Here is a 17,256-nt window from a genome sequence, read left to right as displayed (position 1 = left end):
GGGGAGGCGGCTGCTCCGACAGCCGCGCCAATGTGACATGCCGGCAGCCGCCGAAGTCGGAAAGCTCGACTTCGGCGGCGGTCTTCGTGTCTGCTGAAGATGACGGCTATCGGGCAACTCGGGCATCCCCTGAAAAGGCGAGCCGGAGGCCGAGGAGGACCATCATGATACCGGCGAACCTCTCCTGCCATACGATCGGCATCGGACGGCGCGAGAGCCAGCCGCCGAGCGTGCTCGCGCCGAATGCGACGGAACTGAGGATGACGAAATTTGAAAGTTTCGTCACCGCCCCGAAAACAAGAAGCTGAACCGCCACCGGCCAGGAACTCTCAGGATTGACGAATTGCGGAAGGAAGGCAAAGAGAAAGACGAGCGCCTTCGGATTGGTGAGATTGTTGATCGTACCCTCGCGAAGCGCTGCCGCAGTCGAGACGGACCGCGCCGCCGCCCTTGCGCCGGCGCCGTGTCGGCCTGCTCCGCAATAAGGTTGGCGCCCAGCCAGGCCAAATAGGCGGCTCCCGCCCAGCGCAGAATGTCGAAAGCAAGCGGCGAGGCTTGAAGCAACGAGGCAACGCCCAGGATCAGCAACGAGACCTGGATGGCCTCGGCAAGGACGGTTGTGACTTGCCCCAAGAAGCAGCCTACCCCTCCTCCCGCATCGTCTCCCGCTGAGTGATCAGCCGGGCGCTGTGCTGGCCGCTCAGATAAATCCACAGCCAGCTCCAGGCGACGGAGAAGCGCGAGCGGGTGCCGATCAGGAAGTAGATATGGGCAAGGCCCCAGATCCACCAGGCAATCCAGCCTTTGAGCTTGATCCGGCCGAAATCGATGATCGCGGCACTCTTGCCGATCGTCGCCAGACTGCCCTGGTGCCAGTATTTGAAGGGCGCCGGTGCCGGCTTGCCCGAAAGACGCGCGCGGATGACCTTGGCGACATAAGCGCCCTGCTGCTTGGCGGCGGGTGCGATACCCGGCACCGGTTTGCCGTCCTCGCGCATCACGGAGGCCGTGTCGCCGATGACGAAGACATCGGGCAGGCCGGGCGCGCTCAGATCCTTTTCGACAACCACACGCCCCGCCCGGTCGGCCGGCACGTCAAGCCACCGGGCGGCCGGCGAAGCCGTAACGCCGGCGGCCCAGACGATCGTCCGGCTAGGGATGAAGGTCTCCCCGATCTGCACGCCGTCGGCGCCGCACTCCGTCACCGGCTTGCCGAGGAGGACCTCGACCCCGAGTTTCTCCAGCGCCTTTTGTGCATAAGCCGAAAGCTCCTGGGCGAAGGTCGGCAGCACCCGCGGGCCGGCCTCGACCAGCACGACGCGGGTCTTGCGCGTATCGATGTTGCGGAATTCGTCCGGCAGCGTGAAATGCGCGAGCTCGGCGATAATGCCGGCAAGCTCGACCCCGGTTGGCCCGGCGCCGACGATGGTGAAGGTCAGCAGCGCATCGCGTATCGCCGGATCGGCCTCCATCTCCGCCTTCTCGAAGGCGAGCAGCACCCGCCGGCGGATCGTCGTCGCGTCCTCCAGCGTCTTGAGGCCGGGCGCCACCGGCTCCCATTCGTCATGGCCGAAATAGGCATGTGTCGCCCCGGTCGCCAGCACCAGCGTGTCGTAACCCAGAGTCATGCCGCTGCGTAACGAGACCGTCTTTGCGCCTCTGTCGACATCGGTGACTTCGCCGAGCAGCACCGTCACGTCGGGCCGATCGGCATAGAGGCGGCGAATCGGCCAGGCGATTTCCGAGGTGGATAGAATGGTCGTCGCCACCTGATAGAGCAGCGGCTGGAAGAGATGGTGGTTGCGCCGGTCGACGAGCGTGATCTTCACGCCTGCGTCTCTCAACCCGTTGACGAGCTGCAGCCCGCCGAATCCGCCGCCGACAACGACGACGTGATGATCGCCCATGACCTGCCCCTTTTGCGCCATTTCGCTGAAAGCCAATGTGGGCCTCGGCGCAAAGCTTGCCAACCGCCGTTTCGGCATGTCTCCCCTGCGCCGATCGCAGCCGAAAAGGCCGCCCGACGGATCCGAAGAAGTTGGGCGGCCTGAAACCAGTTCATAACGCAGATGGCGTCAGTGCCGATCAATAGGGACCGATGCACTGACGACGGGGGCCAGAATAGGGCTGGAAGGTATTGTCATACGCTCTGTACGAACGATACCGGGCATAGCACCAGCTCTCGTGGCTGCCTCCATAGTAGGCAGACGACGCATAGGCCCGATAGGGCCGGCCATAATAGCCGCCGTAATACCCGAAAGGCCGGCGGTAGTAGCCGTAGGGCGAGCCATAATAGCGGTAAGGCGAACCGTAATAGCCGTAGGGTGAACCGTAGTACGAGCCGTAATAGGGCTGCGCCAACGCGCCGCCAATGATGGTGCCAACGGCTAGACCGCCCAAGGCCCAGCCCCAGCCCGATCCATTGTGGTGATGATGGCCGTGATACCCGCCTCCATGATAACCGCCACCCCAATGACCGCCGTGGCCACGCCACTGCACTTGCTCGATTTGCTGCTGTGCTTCGATCCTGGGTGGGTTGATAGCCGGAAACGCCTGAGCCGGCGTGACGCCGGGGGCACCCACGATCAAGGCCAACGTGACGATTGCCAGCTTTCTCATGACTGTTCTCCTCTTCCTCCAAGAGGAGGAATATCCTCCCCTCCTCCTGAACCAAAGGTGAACATAATATAACGAAAAACGTTCCGTATCGAGACAAATTAATCGCTGCCGATGGCACTGAGGATTATCGGCTCCTCCTGCATTCCGACCTTACTTTTTCCGCATGGCACGGTTCACCGGGCGTAACCCACGGGTATCGCCATTCCATGTTTCAATTCTTCCATGGAGATCGACGCCGAGACGTCGAAGAGTTCCAGCTTGCGCACGATCTGCTTGTAGATCACGTCGTAGTGCTCGACGCGCGGCAGGACGATCTTCAGGATGTAATCGTGATTGCCGGTCAACCGGTGGGCCTCGACGATCTCGGGAATGTCGCTGATGATCCGGCGGAAGCTTTCCGTCCATTCATCGGAATGATGCGCCGTCTTCACCAGCGCGAAGACCGTCGTCGGAACGCCCATCCTTTCGCGGTCGAGCACGACGATGCGCCGGGCGATATGGCCGCTTTCCTCCAGCCGCTGGATGCGCCGCGAGCAGGCCGACACCGAAAGCGCTACGCGCTCGGCAAGGTTGGTTACGGAGATGCCCGCATCCTTCTGCAGCATATCGAGAATACGTCTGTCGCGATCATCCAGCATGTGTGAGAAGTGAACCTTCCGCCTTAATTTTGCGCCATCACTCCAAACCGCGCAAAATAATAGCACACATTAGACGAGCAGGACAAACAACGCAAACACACCGCGCCGGCATTGCGGCATCATTTCCAAAAGTTGAAACATGGGAGCATGAAGAGATGGAAACGATCGGCCTGATCGGCGGCATGAGTTTCGAAAGTTCGGCGGTCTATTACCGGCTGGTCAACGAGATGGTGCGCACCCGCAAGGGCGGCCTCGCCTCGGCCGAGGTCATAATGCATTCGGTCAATTTTGAAGAGATCGTCGCGCTTCAGAAGGCCGGTAACTGGGATGGAGCCGCCCGCCGCCTCGCCGACGTGGCCTTGCGCCTGCAGATCGCCGGCGCCAATTGCGTCCTCATCTGCACCAATACCATGCACCTGATCGCCGAGGAAGTCGCGGCAAGGATTTCCGTGCCGCTGATCCACATCATCGACGAAACGGCGAAATCGCTGCATGCGGCCGGCCGCAAGCGCCCGCTGCTGCTTGCCACCCGCTACACGATGGAGCACGGCTTCTACGCCGACCGCATGAAGAACCTTGGCCTCGACATCATGGTGCCCAACGCCGCCGACCGCACCACTGTGCACGACATCATCTTCAACGAACTGTGCGCCGGCAAGGTGCATGACCGCTCGCGCGAGAAACTCATCGATATCACCGACCGCGCCGTGGAAAACGGCGCCGACAGTATCATCCTCGGCTGCACCGAGATTTGTCTGATCCTCGATCCCGACCGTCTGCCGCTGCCGGGCTTCGACACCACGGCGATTCATGCCCGGGCTGCGGTCGAATTCGTCCTCGGCGCAGAGGAAGAAGTGGAAGAGGAAGCCGCTTGATGCAGGTCGACATGTAGTTGACTCAGTCAACTAAATGCATGACAATAGTCTTCATACGGAGACTATTGTCAGTGTGTTGACTCAGTCGGCCAACCCTTCTTTCGACATGCTCGGGCTTGTCCCGAGCGTCTGCTTCCGGTCGATAGGGTGGCAGATCCTCGGCACAAGGCCGAGGATGACGGCGAGCGAGGAGCGGGCCTTATCAGCAGTCTGGCGAGATCTCCCCCTGGAGATCACCATGTCCGACATCGCCCTCATCGAAACCGCCCGCGACTTCAACCGCTTTTACACGAATTTCCTCGGCCTCCTGAACAAGGCCTATCTCGACTCGCCCTATGCACTGACGGACGCCCGCATCCTTTTCGAGATCGGCTCGCATGCGGGCGTCAGCGCCACCGCACTCGCCCGCGACCTGCATCTCAATCCGGCCTATCTCAGCCGCATCCTCAAGCGTTTCCGCGCCGAAGGGCTGATCGATACCAGCGCCGATCCAGCCGATCTGCGCAGCCAGATCATCACTGTCACCGACCGGGGACGCAAAGAGTTCGAAGAACTCGGCCGGCGCGCCAATGCGCAGATCGCCGCCCGTTTCGACACGCTTGCAGCCAGCGAGCCGCAGGCTGTCGTCTCGGCCATGAACACGATCCGCGTCCTGCTCGACCCGGCGGCAAAGCCCGTGCCGGCGATCATCCGCGCCCATCGCGCCGGCGATATCGGCTGGATCGTCGAGAGCCAGAGCCGCTTCTATACCGACGAATATGGCTGGGACCTGCGCTTTGAGGCGCTGATCGCCGAGGTCGCCGGCAAATTCCTCGCCAATTTCGATCCCGAGAAGGAATATTGCTGGATCGCCGAGCGCGGCGGCGTCAATATCGGCTCGGTCCTCGTCACCAATGGCGGCGACGGCATCGCCAAGCTGCGCCTGCTCTATGTCGACAAATCCGCCCGCGGGCTCGGGCTCGGCAAGCTACTGGTCGAGGAATGCATCCGATTCGCCAGACACAAGGGCTATCGCCAGCTTTCGCTCTGGACGAACGACATGCTGGATACGGCCCGCGCGATCTACATCAAGGCCGGCTTCCGACTTGTCTCCGAGGAGAGACATCAGATGTTCGGCCCGGAGGCGAACGGGCAGACATGGGTACTCGATCTCTGAATTTGCTGCATAGCAGAAAATTCCGCTTGATTTGGAAATGATCGTTCCCTAATTAGGGGCCATGATCATCGCCGACCTCACATCAGATCAAAAAACCCGCAGCCGTGGCCGTCCGCGGGAGTTCGATATGGACGCGGCCCTGGATGCGGCCCTGCGGGTCTTTTCCGAACGCGGCTATCACGCCACCTCCATCAGCGATCTGGCCGAGGGGATGGGCCTTGCCTCGGGCAGCATCTACAAGGCGTTCAAGGACAAGCGCGGTATCTTTGTCGCCGCTTTTTCCCGTTATCGCCAACTCGGCCGGCGGCGCCTGGAAGCGATGATTGCGTCTGCGGAAACAGGCCGCGAAAAGGTCTTCCAGATGGTGATGTATTATACGGAGCTCTCCCATGGCGAGGCCGGCCGCAAAGGCTGCCTCGTCGTCGGCGGTGCCAATGACTTCGCCCTGCTCGACGATGAAACGGCCGCCCATGTCGCCACTGCCTTTGCCGCTGACGAGAAGCTGATGGCCGATCTCATCCGCATCGGCCAGGCCGACCACACCATCCCGCAGACGGTGGACCCTGATGCCGCCGCCCTCGCCTTTCTCTGCTTTACCAAGGGCTTGCGCGTCATCGGCAAAACAGGACGCAGCAGGCAGGAGATGGTTGCCGCAGCCGAAGCGGCGATGAAGCTCGTGACCTGAACGGGTACGTCCAGACGATCGAAATAGTGGCATCCGCTCAAGGATCGGGTGGCCGAAGACAGCATTTTTGCATTCAACTCTCACGATCTTTGAATACCGGAGTTTCTGATGAGCATTTCAGCCACCACGCCGGATAAAGCCATTCCACGCGCACTATCCCCCTGGCTCACCTTCCTTTTCGCCGCCGCCTGCGGGCTGGTCGCCGCCAATCTCTATTACGGCCAGCCGCTTGCCGGCCCGATCAGTGCCGATCTCGGCTTCTCCCCTGCCGCAACCGGCCTGATCGTCACGCTGACGCAGATCGGCTACGGCCTCGGCCTGCTGCTGATCGTGCCACTCGGCGACCTCACGGAAAACCGCCGGCTGGTGCTGCTGCTGATCGCCGTCTCTGCGGTGGCACTGATCGGCGCCGCCCTGTCGACGACGCCTGCGATGTTTCTCACCGCCTCGCTCTCCATTGGCCTCGCCTCCGTCGCCGTCCAGGTGCTCGTACCCTTTGCCGCGAACATGGCGCCGGATGCCACACGCGGCCAGGTCGTCGGCAATGTCATGAGCGGCCTACTCTGCGGCATCATGTTGGCGCGGCCCTTCGCGAGCTTCGTCGCCGAGGCCTCCTCCTGGCACATGGTCTATTACGTCACGGCAGCGTTGATGCTCGTGCTCGCCATCGTGCTGCGCGCCAACCTGCCGGTCCGTGTGCCGAAGACGAGGCTCGGCTATGGCGAACTGCTGGCCTCCATGGCCCGTCTGGCCCTGACCTCGCGGGTGCTGCAGCGCCGCGCCCTTTACCAGGCCGGCATGTTCGGCGCCTTCAGCCTGTTCTGGACGACGACGCCGCTGCTGCTCGCGAGCCCGGCTTTTGGCTTGACGCAGAACGGCATCGCCCTCTTTGCGCTTGCCGGTGCCGCCGGCGCCGTCGCCTCGCCAATCGCCGGCCGCCTTGCCGACCGCGGCATGACCAGAATCGCCTCGACGATCGCCATGCTGCTCGGCATGGCCTCCTTCCTGATCAGCCACTTCGCAAGCGACGGTTCGCTCGCCGCCCTGATCCTTCTCACCGTTGCCGCGATCATGCTCGATTTCGGCGTCACGACCAATCTCGTCTGCGGCCAGCGCGCCATTTACGGCCTTAACCCGGAACATCGCAGCCGACTGAACGGCCTCTTCATGGCCACCTTCTTTGGCGGCGGCGCGCTCGGCTCGGCGCTCGGCGGCTGGGCCTATGCGACCGGCGGCTGGACGATGACGTCGTGGATCGGCTTCGCCTTCCCTGCGCTGGCCTTCCTGCTGTTCCTGACGGAAGGGCGTGGCAACAAAGCCTAGAGCATGTCTCGCAAAAGCGTGCAGCGGTTTTGCGATTAAGACATGCGGAAAAACAAAGACCTAAAGCATGATAGCGAATCTGAAAGATCGCGACATGCTTTAGCTCTCTGCAGAATCGAAGCGCAAGCGAGCGTCACGAACCGCTTCGTGGTTCGCTTCCGCCCAATTCAAGAGCTGCGACAGCGGCTGGTAGAGCGAACGGCCGAGATCGGTCATCGAATATTCGACGCTCGGCGGCTTGGTGGGGAAGACTTCGCGATTGACATAACCGTCCCTCTGCAGGTCGCGCAGCGTCTGCGTCAGCATGCGCTGTGAGATATCGGGGAGCATCCGCCGCAACTCGCCAAACCGGCAAGGCCGAGCCGCCAATATCTCAAGCAGCAACGTCGACCATTTGCCGCCGATATGCTGCATCATGTCCCTGACTGGGCAGTTGGAAAAATCGAGACCAGCGAGATCGATCTCGCGCCGCATCTCCGGCATCCTGTTCTTCAAACTGAGGACCTCGCCGCTCATCTGCTGGTTCCCTTTTGGTAACGTAGAGCCGAAAAACTGCCTGCTTTACACCGCCAAGTCAATTCCTATTCTAGTGTTAGTCTCTTTTTGAGACTGTCATCAAACGCAGAAGGAAATGACGTATGAGCGAAACCATCCTGGTCACCGGCGCCGCCGGACAGCTCGGCCAGCGTGTCATCCATCACCTCATCGACACCTACAAGGTCGCCCCAGGCAGGATCGTCGCGGCAACGCGCAGCCCGGAAAAGCTCGTTGAGCTGGCGAACAAGGGCGTCGCCACCCGCAAGGCCGATTTCGATGATGCGGCCAGCCTGGAGAAGGCCTACGCCGGCGTCGACCGGCTGCTGATCATCAGCACCGACGCGCTCGATACCCCCGGCAAGCGCCTCACCCAGCACAAGGCTGCCGTCGCTGCCGCCGCCAAGGCAGGCGTCAAACACATTGCCTATACTTCGATGCCGTCCCCGGACAATTCGCTCGTCATCTTCGCACCCGACCACCTCGGCACCGAAAACGCTATCAAGGCGAGCGGCATCGCCTATACGATCTTCCGCAACGCCTGGTATCACGACAATTACCTGCACGGCATGCCGCACAACCTGCAAGGCGGCAAATGGTACAGCGCCACGGGCGACGGCAAGATCTCGACTATTGCACGCGACGACTGCGCCCTGGCGATCGCCGCAGCGCTTGCCTCCGGCACCTCCGAAAGCGCCACCTATACCCTGACCGGCACTGAACTGCTGACCAACCGGCAGGTCGCCGCCACCGTCTCCGGGGCCGCCGGCAAGCCGCTCGACGTGGTCGACGTCAATGACGAGCAGCTCGGCCAGGGCATCCGCGGCGCCGGCCTCCCCGGCTTCATCGCCGACATGCTGGTCTCCGCCGACGCCAACATCCGCGCCGGCAAGTTCGAGATCATGACCGAAGACTTCATCAAGCTGACGGGTAAACAGCCGCAGCCGCTGAAGGATTTCTTCGTGGCGCATAAGGCTGCGTTGACGGCTGCTGGCGCCGATGCCCATTGAACATTCCGCTCATCCCTGCGCGTGTCGCAGGGATGAGCGGTCAGGTTTTGAATGAGAAAACCTCGTTACTGCAAACGAGTCATTCACGGCGCGGACGCGCCGTGGCTGGATTCCTGTGACAAGCACAGGAATGAGGGGCGGAAAGGTAACGCTTCCCGTTACCTGCTGTCTCAATGACGACCGGAAATTCTGGCAACAGCGCTTATTTTGATCTCCCTCATTCCTGTGCTTGTCGCAGGAATCCAGTGCGCCCAAGTCCTTGGGCGCTGACGACCCAATACGCCCACTGCGCCTGCCGCCAGAAACGTCATGACTCGATTCCGGTCAAAACACAGAGGCAACGGCCTTCCTCAAACCTTCTGCCCGCATGCCCTGCAAAAACGCCTCACCGTTTCCGCCATGCCATATTCCAGCGCATCGGCAGTCAGTCCATGGCCAATGGAAACCTCGGCAAGCGCTGGAATGCGCTTCACCAGATCAGGCAGGTTTGCGACCGTCAGATCGTGCCCGGCATTGACGCCAAGGCCGATCGCCAGCGCCGCGTCTGCAGTCTTTCCCAGCGCTTCGAGGATGGGAGCCGCCCGTTCGGGCGCGTCGTAGCAGCCGCCATAGGGGCCGGTATAGAGTTCGATTCGGTCGGCGCCGACCGCCTTGGCGATCTTGACCGCTTCCGCATCGCCGTCGCCGTCGGCAAAGAGCGAGACCCGGCATCCCATCTTCTTCAGCCGGGCGACGACATCGGTGAGGAACGCCTGATGTTTGCGGAAATCCCAGCCGTGATCGGAGGTCGCCTGGGAGGGATCGTCGGGCACCAACGTCACCTGCTCGGGTGCAGCGCCGGCGCAGAGATTGAGGAATTCGTCAGTCGGGTATCCCTCGATGTTGAACTCGGCCTTGGGGAATTCATCGTCGATCAGGTTGCGGATAACGGGCAGGTCGGAAAAACGGATATGCCGCTGATCGGGGCGCGGATGCACCGTCAGGCCGCTGGCGCCTGATGCAAGGGCTATGCGCCCCAGGACTTCGACACTCGGCCAGGGCAGATCACGCCGGTTGCGCAGCATGGCAATAGCGTTGAGGTTCACGGAGAGCTTGGCTGGCATGGCGGGATTATCCATCGGTCTCGGAAACGGGTGGCCCCGCTTTTAAGCCAAGTGTCCGGCGATGGCCAACGAGAATCGCAGATGAATGCGACGCCGATCATTGATGGATCGGCATTACAACAGTGAGGAGCTACCAGGAATAGCAGTTCCCGCCGCTGCGAAGATGCGGCGGGTGCGGCACGTGTTTTGCCAGAACCTTCGCGCAAAGCCTGCAAAGCACGCCGTCGCGTTGCTATCCCATTTAAAAGAGATTATTTTTAGCACTTCTAAAAAAGATCGTTCACGCATAACGTGGACATTGTGTCGCGTAAACGTAGGCCGCGTACTGCTTCTTTCCCCATGTAAGACGCTCAGAGGAAACCCCACTCGCCGCGACCGGGAAGCAACTGGCAAATCCGCATGAGGTGCAACAAGATGCCCTAGGAGGGTTCATGCCAGACGGTTCCAAACGCCTGTTTGCTGCCGCCGGTATCGTTTCGGAGGCCCGGTCGAAATACCGGTTCCTGCCTTCGGCCGCGCTGCCGCCGGATCTACCGGGAGGTCCGGTGCCTATCGCCGATATGGCCAACGCATTCGGCGTTACGCACAGGACATTGCATTTCTACGAAGAAAAGGGACTGATATCGGCCAATCGCATCGGCCTGATGCGGGTCTATGGCCAGGACGACGTGATGCGCATGGCCGTCATCACAGTCTGCCGCGAGACAGGCATGCCGATCGCGGTTATCCAGGAGTTGATGGACGAGCTTCGCAAGGCCGATTCGCAGGAAACAGCCGAGGCGATGTTTCGCGAGGCCTTGCAGGTGCGCAAGCGCGAACTGACGGCCGAAATGTCGACGCTGCACCGCCAGCTCCAACAGGTCGGCGATCTCCTGGATTTCGACGACGGCATGGAGACGCCGCCGCTCAACGACAATCAGGACAGTTCCAGCCTGACCGCGCAGGAACTGCGTTGCCTGGAACTGATGGCAGAGGGCTATTCCACCCAGCGCATCGCCCGGGCGCTCGACCTGAAGCATGACGAGACCCGCGATCTCGAAGCCGGCATCATCCTGAAATTCCGTGCCAACAATCGCTTCCAGGCAATCGCCAAGGCGGTCCTGCTCGGCATCGTGCAAGCTTAGCCCGGGTCGTGCCCGGACGTTCGCCACCGTCCCCTTCCCCCGGCCGAGCGCTGTCAGCGAACGATCGTCAGCGTCTCCGCCGCGCGCGTGATCGCGGTATAGAGCCAGCGTTCCCGCGTATCGCGAAAAGCCCAGCTCTCATCGAAGAGCACGACGTCATTCCATTGCGAGCCCTGCGCCTTGTGGACGGTCAGGGCATAACCGTAGTCGAACTCGTCATAGCGCTTGCGGGTGTTCCAAGGAATCTCGCCTTCGACATCCTCGAAGGCTTGTTTCAGCAGCTTGATCTTGGCCGCCCCGCGATCCATGTCGTCGTCCTCGGGACGGACGAGCAGATTGATGCCGGGCTTCGTCGTTTCCTTCGACGAGGTCATCACCTGCCAGAGCGAGCCGTTGAGCAGGCCCTTGGCCGGATCGTTCCGGAGGCAGACGAGCTTGTCGCCGGTCTGCGGATAATCGGCGGAAAAACCCTTCAATTCGCGCAGCCGCTGATTATAGCGCCGCCGCGTGCGGTTGGTACCGACGAGCACCTGGTCGGCATCGAGCACGAGCTGCTGCGTCACCTCATTCTTCGAAATCACCTTGGCGGTGCCGTAGTCGCCATACATGATCTCATTGCCTTCGCGCACCTGCATGGCGAGCTTGATGATCGGATTGTCGCGCGCCTGCCGGTGGATATCGGTCAGAAGATAATCCGGGTCCTGGTTGGTGAAGTAGCCGCCGCCGCTGACGGGCGGCAGCTGGCCGGGATCGCCAAGCACCAGGATCGGCGTGCCGAAGCTCATCAGGTCCTTGCCGAGCGCCTCGTCCACCATCGAGCATTCGTCGACGATGATCAGTGCCGCTTTCGCCACCGGGCTCTGCCGGTTGATCGCAAACATCGGCGCAATCGAAGTCTTGCCGGTTTCCTCGTCCTCCACCGCCTCCTCGCCACGCGGGCGATAGATCAGCGAATGAATGGTCTTGGCGTTGGAGGCGCCGCGCGAACGCAGCACCTGCGCGGCCTTGCCCGTAAAGGCGGCAAACAGCACGTCGCCGTCGACATTCTCGGCAAAATGCCGGGCAAGCGTCGTCTTGCCCGTTCCGGCATAGCCGAACAGGCGAAAGAGCGGCGAGCGCCCTTCGTTCAGCCATTTCGAAACAGCCTTCAGGGCTTCGTCTTGTTGCGGCGCAAATTGCATGATCGGACGACTTGGCAGGATTCGCCGCTATTAGGCAAGGCGGAAACTGACACCGCATGGCCGATGGCGGCAGATCCTGCCAAATCACCCGTCCCAGCCCCGGTCCACGCCGCCTGCGCACATCGACGGGTCCTGCGCCATCGCATCCATCAGAAAATCCAGAACAGTCTTGACGCGCAGCGGCATGTTGCGTCGCGAGGGATAGACGACGGTAACCGGCAGCCGGCTCGGCTGAAAATCCTTCATCACCGGGATCAGCCGCCCGGCGGCAATGTCGGGCATGGCGATGACGTGGGAGAGCACCGCAAGCCCCGCGCCGGCAAGGACCGCCCTGTGAATGGCGACGGCGTTACAGGCCGTCAGCCGCGGCGATATCCTGACGGATATGTCCTCCGAGCCATTCGAGAAGGACCATATGTTGGCCTCGCCTGCCCTGCTGTAGCACAGGCATTCATGGTCCTTGATGTCCTTCGGGGCGCGCGGCGCCGCCCTGCGTGCGAGATAGGCGGGAGAAGCGACGAGGAAAGCCGTCGTCCAGCCGATCCGCCGGCAGACGAGGCTGCTGTCGGCGACCGGGCCAAGGCGCACTTCGAGATCCAGGCGCTCCTCGATCATATCCGAGCTCTGCTCCCTGAAAAGCAGCTCGACCAACAGCTTCGGATGGGCGGCGAGAAGATCGCCCAGCCGCTCGCTGAGATAGAGGCCGAGCGGTGCCGGAACGCTCAGCCGGACCTTGCCCGAAGCGACCACTCCATCCGATCCGGCGGCATCGCCGAGCTCCTCCACCGCTTCGAGAATCCTGAGCGCCATCGGCAGCATCCGTTCCCCTTCCGCCGTCAGTGACAGGCCGCTCGTCGTGCGATGCAGGAGGCGCGTGTTGAAATGACCTTCGAGTGCGGCAACCTGCCGCGAGACCGCTGGCTGGGTCACGTCGAGATCGTGTGCTGCCGCTGAAAACGAGCCCGTCTCCACGACGCGTTGAAAGCTCCGCAATGCCGAAACGATATCCATGACAGCCCCCTCATACTTTTGCGCATAGGCTTTATGCCGCCAGACTAGGCGAGAATGGCTTTACAGTCCAGCAATTAAGGATATCGTTTATCCATAAGGATGAAAAATATCCTTAATTAGAGGAAAAAGACATGACCCAGCGATTGAACTACGCCCAGCAGTCCCCCGAACTTTTCAAGAAATTCATGGAATTCAGCATGGCGCTCCGCAGCAGCGTGATCGACGAGAAGCTGCAGGCCCTGGTCGAGATCCGCGCTTCGCAAATCAACGGATGCGGCTTCTGCCTCGACATGCATGTGAAGCAGGCCAAAATCCTCGGCGAGAGCGAGCTGCGGATCTATCACGTCGCCATCTGGCGGGAATCGAACCTGTTCATTCCCCGCGAGCGCGCAGCGCTGGCCTGGACCGAAGCGCTGACGAAACTTCCCGAGGGCGGCGTACCCGACGAGATCTATGAGCGGGTTCGCGGCCAGCTTTCCGAAAAGGAAATCTCCGACCTGACCTTCGTTGTCATGGCCATCAATGCCTGGAACCGCGTCAATGTCGGCTTCAAGACCGTGCCCGGCACGGCCGACAAAGCCTATGGCCTCGATAAGGCAGGCCTGAACTAAGCCTCGCAACTCATAGAAGATTCAATTTTGACGCTGCCGCGCCGCGGCAGCGAAAGGAGATCCCTTATGAAAATCGTCGTCATCGGCGGGACCGGCCTCATCGGTTCGAAGACTGTCGAGCGCCTGCGCAAACGCGGGCATGAGGTGATTGCCGCCTCGCCGAACTCAGGCGTCAACACGATCTCCGGAGAAGGGCTGGCGGAAGCGCTTGCGGGCGCCCAGGTCGTGCTCGACCTTGCAAATTCACCCTCCTTCGAGGACCAGGCCGTGCTCGAATTCTTTGAGACCTCGGGACGCAATCTTCTCGCCGCCGAAAAGGCCGCAGGCGTCAAGCACCATATCGCCCTTTCGGTCGTGGGCACCGAGCGCCTGCAGGAAAGCGGCTATTTCCGCGGCAAGCTCGCCCAGGAAAAGCTGATCGAGTCCTCGGGCATTCCCTATACCATTGTGCATTCGACGCAGTTCATGGAATTCCTGAACGGCATCGCCCAATCCGGCACGGTCGGCCAGACGGTTCGGCTGTCGCCCGCCTATGTGCAGCCGATCGCGTCCGATGATGTTGCCGACGCCATGACCGATGTGGCGCTTTCAGCCCCGGCCAATGCGACGGTCGAGATCGCAGGTCCCGAGCGCGCCCGCCTCAGCGAGCTCGTCGCCCGCTACCTGACGGCGGTGAAAGACCCGAGGACCGTCGAGGCCGATGCAGAGGCGCGATATTTCGGCGCAAGGCTGAACGATCAGTCGCTCGTCTCCGATGATAATCCGCGGCTCGGCACGATCACCTTCGAAGAGTGGTTCGCCAAATCAGCCCGGTCGAAGTGATTGGCCTGCCTCAGGACGCGGCCGCTCGGACGCGTCCTCTCCACCTCAGCAACAAAGGAGATTCCCATGATCAGAGCATCAATCATCGCCGCCGCGCTCGCCTTTCTCGCCGCGACCGGTGCCGCCGCCCACGACAGCAGCAAATCCGCGAAGGTGACGCTCGTCTATGAGCACGAACTGCCGAACGTGCCGGGCAAGAGCATCAAGGGCGTGCTGGTCGAATACGGCCCGGGCGGCTTTTCCGAAGGCCATACCCACCCGGATTCGGCCTTCATCTACGCCACCGTGCTCGAAGGATCGATCCGCAGCCAGGTCAATGACGGCCCGGCCAAGGTCTATCAGGCCGGGGAGAGCTTTTCCGAAATGCCGGGCGACCGCCATGGCGTCAGCGCCAACGGCAGCGAGACCGAGCCCGCCCGCCTGCTCGCCGTCTTCGTCGTCGACACCAACCAGAAGGAATTGACCTTCCCGCTGCAGAACTGACGACCCGCCATTGGCTATCCGCGCAAATCCCGCGCTTGCGCGGGTGGCCGACATGCTGAATCAGGTGCCGCCGCCCCTTCCGGAGACAGACAGAGATGATCTACGACGCGCTCTTCGGCAAGCCGCTGATATCCCTGATCGTGGTCGGCTTTGCCGGTATCCTCGTCTGGTACTTCCTCTCCAGCCAGCGGCCGACGACGCGGCTGGTGGTGCAGATCCTCTTTTTTGCGGTGATGACGCTGATCCTCGTCGGCAGCGGCATCGAACCACACCGTTTCCAGGGATATCAGTCCGAAGACCCGCAGGCCCTGCTCGTCATCGTCGCCAAATCGCTCTGGTGGGTCCACCTGGCATGGGCCGTCATCGGTTTCATCAGGCTTTATCTGGTGCTGGAGGGCAGTCCGCGGGAGGCCCGGCTGCTTCAGGATCTAGTCATCGGCGTCGTCTATATCGGCATGGCGCTCTCGATCCTCGCCTTCGTCTTCGGCGTGCCGATCGGCACCCTCGTCGCGACGTCGGGCGTGGTCGCCATCATTCTCGGTCTGGCGCTCCAGAACACGCTCGCCGACGTCTTTTCCGGCATCGCGCTCACGCTCGGACGGCCCTATGTCATCGGCGACTGGATCCTTTTGAGCGACGGCACGGAAGGGCGCGTCGCCGAAAGCAACTGGCGCGCGACGCACATTCTGACCGGCGCAAACAATGTCGTCGTCCTGCCGAACAGCTTTCTCGCGAAACTCGGCCTGACCAATGTGAGTCGGCCGGACGAGACCCATCTCCTGATCCTCACCATCCGCATCGCCCCGACACGGATGCCGGCATCGGTCCGCCAGGTCATGCTCTCCGCGCTCACGAGCTGCAATACGATCGTGCGCGAGCCGCCGCCGGTCGTCGCGTTGAAGGGGCTGGATGCCACCGCGCTCGAAGTCGAGCTGCAGTTCCGGGTGACGAGCCCCAGCCAGCGCGTGCCGGCGCGAAACGAGGTGCTCGATCTCGTCTATCGCTATTGCAAATCCGCCGGCCTGCTTCTCGCCGTCCCACCCGCGGCCAATGTCCTCGCGGCCGACCTGCCCACGGAAGAAAACGCCAAGCCGCCGAGCGTCACACCGCTTGCGCTGATCGAAGCCATTCCGGTCTTTGCGACGCTGACATCAAATGAAAAGCAGAAACTCGCCGAAACCACCGCTGTCCGGCACTTCCGCAGGGGCGATGTGATCGTGCGGGAGGGCGAGATGCTGCCCGCGCTGATGATGGTGCGCGCCGGCATCATCGTGGCGCGGCGCGAAGGCGAAGAGCGCGGGCGGTTTGCGCCGGGCGATTTCTTCGGCGAGACCGGCCTGCTCGCCGGCATGCAGGAGATCTGCGCCTTGGAGGCCCTGACCCCGGTGACGGTCTATGAAATCGACCAAGAGGCCTTCGCGCCGCTGCTCACCGAACGCCCCGCTTTGGCCGAAGAGATCGCCGAAGCCCTCGCCGGCCGCGCCGAACGCTTCCGCGACGGCGCCGCCCTGCCTCCGGAACAGGTCCGCAACGCGCATGCCATCCTGAACACCATCAGAACCATTTTCAGGGCATGATCAGCCGGCGCGCTGGAGGACCCATTGAAACGTATTCTGCCAGATGTCCGCCGGCACCTCCTCGGATAAGGTGCCGACGAGATCGGAAAGCCGGACGGCTCTCAGCGTATTTCGCCAGGCCTCGTCGGCTTCCCACATGATGCGCGCGACCGCGCAAGGCTTGCTGTCGCAGTAGCCGGCGGGCCGGCACGGATTGTTCTCCCGGATATTCGTGCAGGTGAAGCTGCGCGCCTTTCCCTCGACCGCTTCGACGATGTCGAGGAAATTGATCTCGGACGGGGATCTCGCAAGCCTGTAGCCGCCGCTCGGGCCAAGCGTGGTATTGACGAGCGAGGCTTGCGAAAGGCTTTGCAGCGCCTTGGAGAGATATTCCTTCGGCAGACCATGAAGCTCGGCGAGCGCCTTGGTGGAGAGATACCTGCCCTCGGGCAGGCCCGCGAGAATGGCGCAGCAATGCAGCGCCCACTCGACCTGGCTTTTCAGGATCATTCAGCAACTCGCAAT

At 62.0% G+C, this 17,256-nt stretch carries 20 protein-coding genes; 10 read left to right on the top strand and 10 right to left on the bottom strand.

From position 1 onward, the window contains the following. Positions 1–106 precede the first annotated feature (106 nt). From HJB91_RS30530 to HJB91_RS03310, 5 genes are all read right to left on the bottom strand, one after another. Positions 107–400, bottom strand: coding sequence for a LysE family translocator (locus HJB91_RS30530; RefSeq protein ID WP_282615061.1), 294 nt, complete (start codon positions 398–400; stop codon positions 107–109). Then, a complete protein-coding gene (locus tag HJB91_RS31100; protein WP_311044432.1) occupies positions 283–714 on the bottom strand; it encodes a LysE family transporter in 432 nt (143 codons plus the stop codon). Before HJB91_RS31100 ends, HJB91_RS30530 begins: the two co-directional genes overlap by 118 nt. After that, positions 642–1,907, bottom strand: a complete 1,266-nt coding sequence (locus tag HJB91_RS03320) for an NAD(P)/FAD-dependent oxidoreductase (RefSeq protein ID WP_221153553.1) — start codon at positions 1,905–1,907, stop codon at positions 642–644. Before HJB91_RS03320 ends, HJB91_RS31100 begins: the two co-directional genes overlap by 73 nt. A gap of 178 nt (positions 1,908–2,085) precedes the next feature. Then, complete coding sequence (locus tag HJB91_RS03315) at positions 2,086–2,619, bottom strand: BA14K family protein (RefSeq protein ID WP_221153439.1); 534 nt, start codon at positions 2,617–2,619, stop codon at positions 2,086–2,088. 173 nt (positions 2,620–2,792) lie between these two features. Further along, a complete protein-coding gene (locus HJB91_RS03310) occupies positions 2,793–3,257 on the bottom strand; it encodes an Lrp/AsnC family transcriptional regulator (RefSeq protein WP_210630708.1) in 465 nt (154 codons plus the stop codon). A gap of 155 nt (positions 3,258–3,412) precedes the next feature. On the opposite strand from HJB91_RS03310, the gene HJB91_RS03305 reads away from it, so the two are divergent. The 4 genes from HJB91_RS03305 (at position 3,413) to HJB91_RS03290 (ending at position 7,296) form a co-directional block, all read left to right on the top strand. Then, positions 3,413–4,132: an aspartate/glutamate racemase family protein gene (locus HJB91_RS03305; protein ID WP_221153438.1), complete on the top strand. Its 720-nt coding sequence runs from the start codon at positions 3,413–3,415 to the stop codon at positions 4,130–4,132. A 238-nt stretch (positions 4,133–4,370) separates the two neighbouring features. Beyond that, positions 4,371–5,288: a helix-turn-helix domain-containing GNAT family N-acetyltransferase gene (locus HJB91_RS03300; RefSeq protein WP_221153437.1), complete on the top strand. Its 918-nt coding sequence runs from the start codon at positions 4,371–4,373 to the stop codon at positions 5,286–5,288. Between the two features lie 61 nt (positions 5,289–5,349). Continuing rightward, positions 5,350–5,973, top strand: a complete 624-nt coding sequence (locus tag HJB91_RS03295) for a TetR/AcrR family transcriptional regulator (RefSeq protein WP_221145479.1) — start codon at positions 5,350–5,352, stop codon at positions 5,971–5,973. Positions 5,974–6,081: 108 nt separating this feature from the next. After that, a complete protein-coding gene (locus tag HJB91_RS03290) occupies positions 6,082–7,296 on the top strand; it encodes an MFS transporter (RefSeq protein ID WP_221145480.1) in 1,215 nt (404 codons plus the stop codon). A 99-nt stretch (positions 7,297–7,395) separates the two neighbouring features. Here the strand turns inward: HJB91_RS03290 and HJB91_RS03285 are convergent, their stop codons facing one another. Then, positions 7,396–7,812 (bottom strand): helix-turn-helix domain-containing protein, encoded by a 417-nt coding sequence (locus HJB91_RS03285; RefSeq protein WP_210630699.1) that lies wholly within the window; start codon positions 7,810–7,812, stop codon positions 7,396–7,398. Positions 7,813–7,934: 122 nt separating this feature from the next. On the opposite strand from HJB91_RS03285, the gene HJB91_RS03280 reads away from it, so the two are divergent. After that, positions 7,935–8,840 carry an SDR family oxidoreductase gene (locus HJB91_RS03280; protein WP_221153436.1) on the top strand — a complete coding sequence of 302 codons (906 nt, stop codon included), beginning with the start codon at positions 7,935–7,937 and terminating at the stop codon, positions 8,838–8,840. A 350-nt stretch (positions 8,841–9,190) separates the two neighbouring features. Here HJB91_RS03280 and HJB91_RS03275 read toward each other — a convergent pair whose 3' ends face one another. Further along, a complete protein-coding gene (locus HJB91_RS03275) occupies positions 9,191–9,943 on the bottom strand; it encodes a pyridoxine 5'-phosphate synthase (RefSeq protein WP_210630696.1) in 753 nt (250 codons plus the stop codon). A gap of 431 nt (positions 9,944–10,374) precedes the next feature. Here HJB91_RS03275 and HJB91_RS03270 point away from each other — a divergent pair, with 431 nt between their 5' ends. After that, positions 10,375–11,067, top strand: a complete 693-nt coding sequence (locus HJB91_RS03270; RefSeq protein WP_221145482.1) for a MerR family transcriptional regulator — start codon at positions 10,375–10,377, stop codon at positions 11,065–11,067. A 53-nt stretch (positions 11,068–11,120) separates the two neighbouring features. On the opposite strand, the gene HJB91_RS03265 is transcribed toward HJB91_RS03270, so the two are convergent. Further along, positions 11,121–12,248, bottom strand: coding sequence for an ATP-dependent RecD-like DNA helicase (locus HJB91_RS03265; RefSeq protein ID WP_210630692.1), 1,128 nt, complete (start codon positions 12,246–12,248; stop codon positions 11,121–11,123). Positions 12,249–12,332: 84 nt separating this feature from the next. Continuing rightward, on the bottom strand, positions 12,333–13,259 hold the full coding sequence (locus HJB91_RS03260; protein WP_221145483.1) for a LysR family transcriptional regulator: 927 nt from the start codon (positions 13,257–13,259) through the stop codon (positions 12,333–12,335). A gap of 131 nt (positions 13,260–13,390) precedes the next feature. On the opposite strand from HJB91_RS03260, the gene HJB91_RS03255 reads away from it, so the two are divergent. From HJB91_RS03255 to HJB91_RS03240, 4 genes are all read left to right on the top strand, one after another. Next, positions 13,391–13,870 (top strand): carboxymuconolactone decarboxylase family protein, encoded by a 480-nt coding sequence (locus HJB91_RS03255; RefSeq protein WP_085778718.1) that lies wholly within the window; start codon positions 13,391–13,393, stop codon positions 13,868–13,870. Between the two features lie 66 nt (positions 13,871–13,936). After that, positions 13,937–14,692 carry an SDR family oxidoreductase gene (locus HJB91_RS03250; protein WP_210630687.1) on the top strand — a complete coding sequence of 252 codons (756 nt, stop codon included), beginning with the start codon at positions 13,937–13,939 and terminating at the stop codon, positions 14,690–14,692. A 66-nt stretch (positions 14,693–14,758) separates the two neighbouring features. Beyond that, on the top strand, positions 14,759–15,175 hold the full coding sequence (locus tag HJB91_RS03245) for a cupin domain-containing protein (RefSeq protein WP_210630685.1): 417 nt from the start codon (positions 14,759–14,761) through the stop codon (positions 15,173–15,175). A 95-nt stretch (positions 15,176–15,270) separates the two neighbouring features. Next, positions 15,271–16,752 (top strand): cyclic nucleotide-binding domain-containing protein, encoded by a 1,482-nt coding sequence (locus HJB91_RS03240; RefSeq protein WP_221153435.1) that lies wholly within the window; start codon positions 15,271–15,273, stop codon positions 16,750–16,752. On the opposite strand, the gene HJB91_RS03235 is transcribed toward HJB91_RS03240, so the two are convergent. Beyond that, a complete protein-coding gene (locus tag HJB91_RS03235) occupies positions 16,753–17,241 on the bottom strand; it encodes an Rrf2 family transcriptional regulator (protein ID WP_210630681.1) in 489 nt (162 codons plus the stop codon). Positions 17,242–17,256 lie beyond the last annotated feature (15 nt).

The organism is Rhizobium sp. NLR10b (genome assembly GCF_019685435.1).
GTDB lineage: Bacteria > Pseudomonadota > Alphaproteobacteria > Rhizobiales > Rhizobiaceae > Rhizobium.
This window is presented reverse-complemented; position numbering and strand designations above follow the sequence as displayed.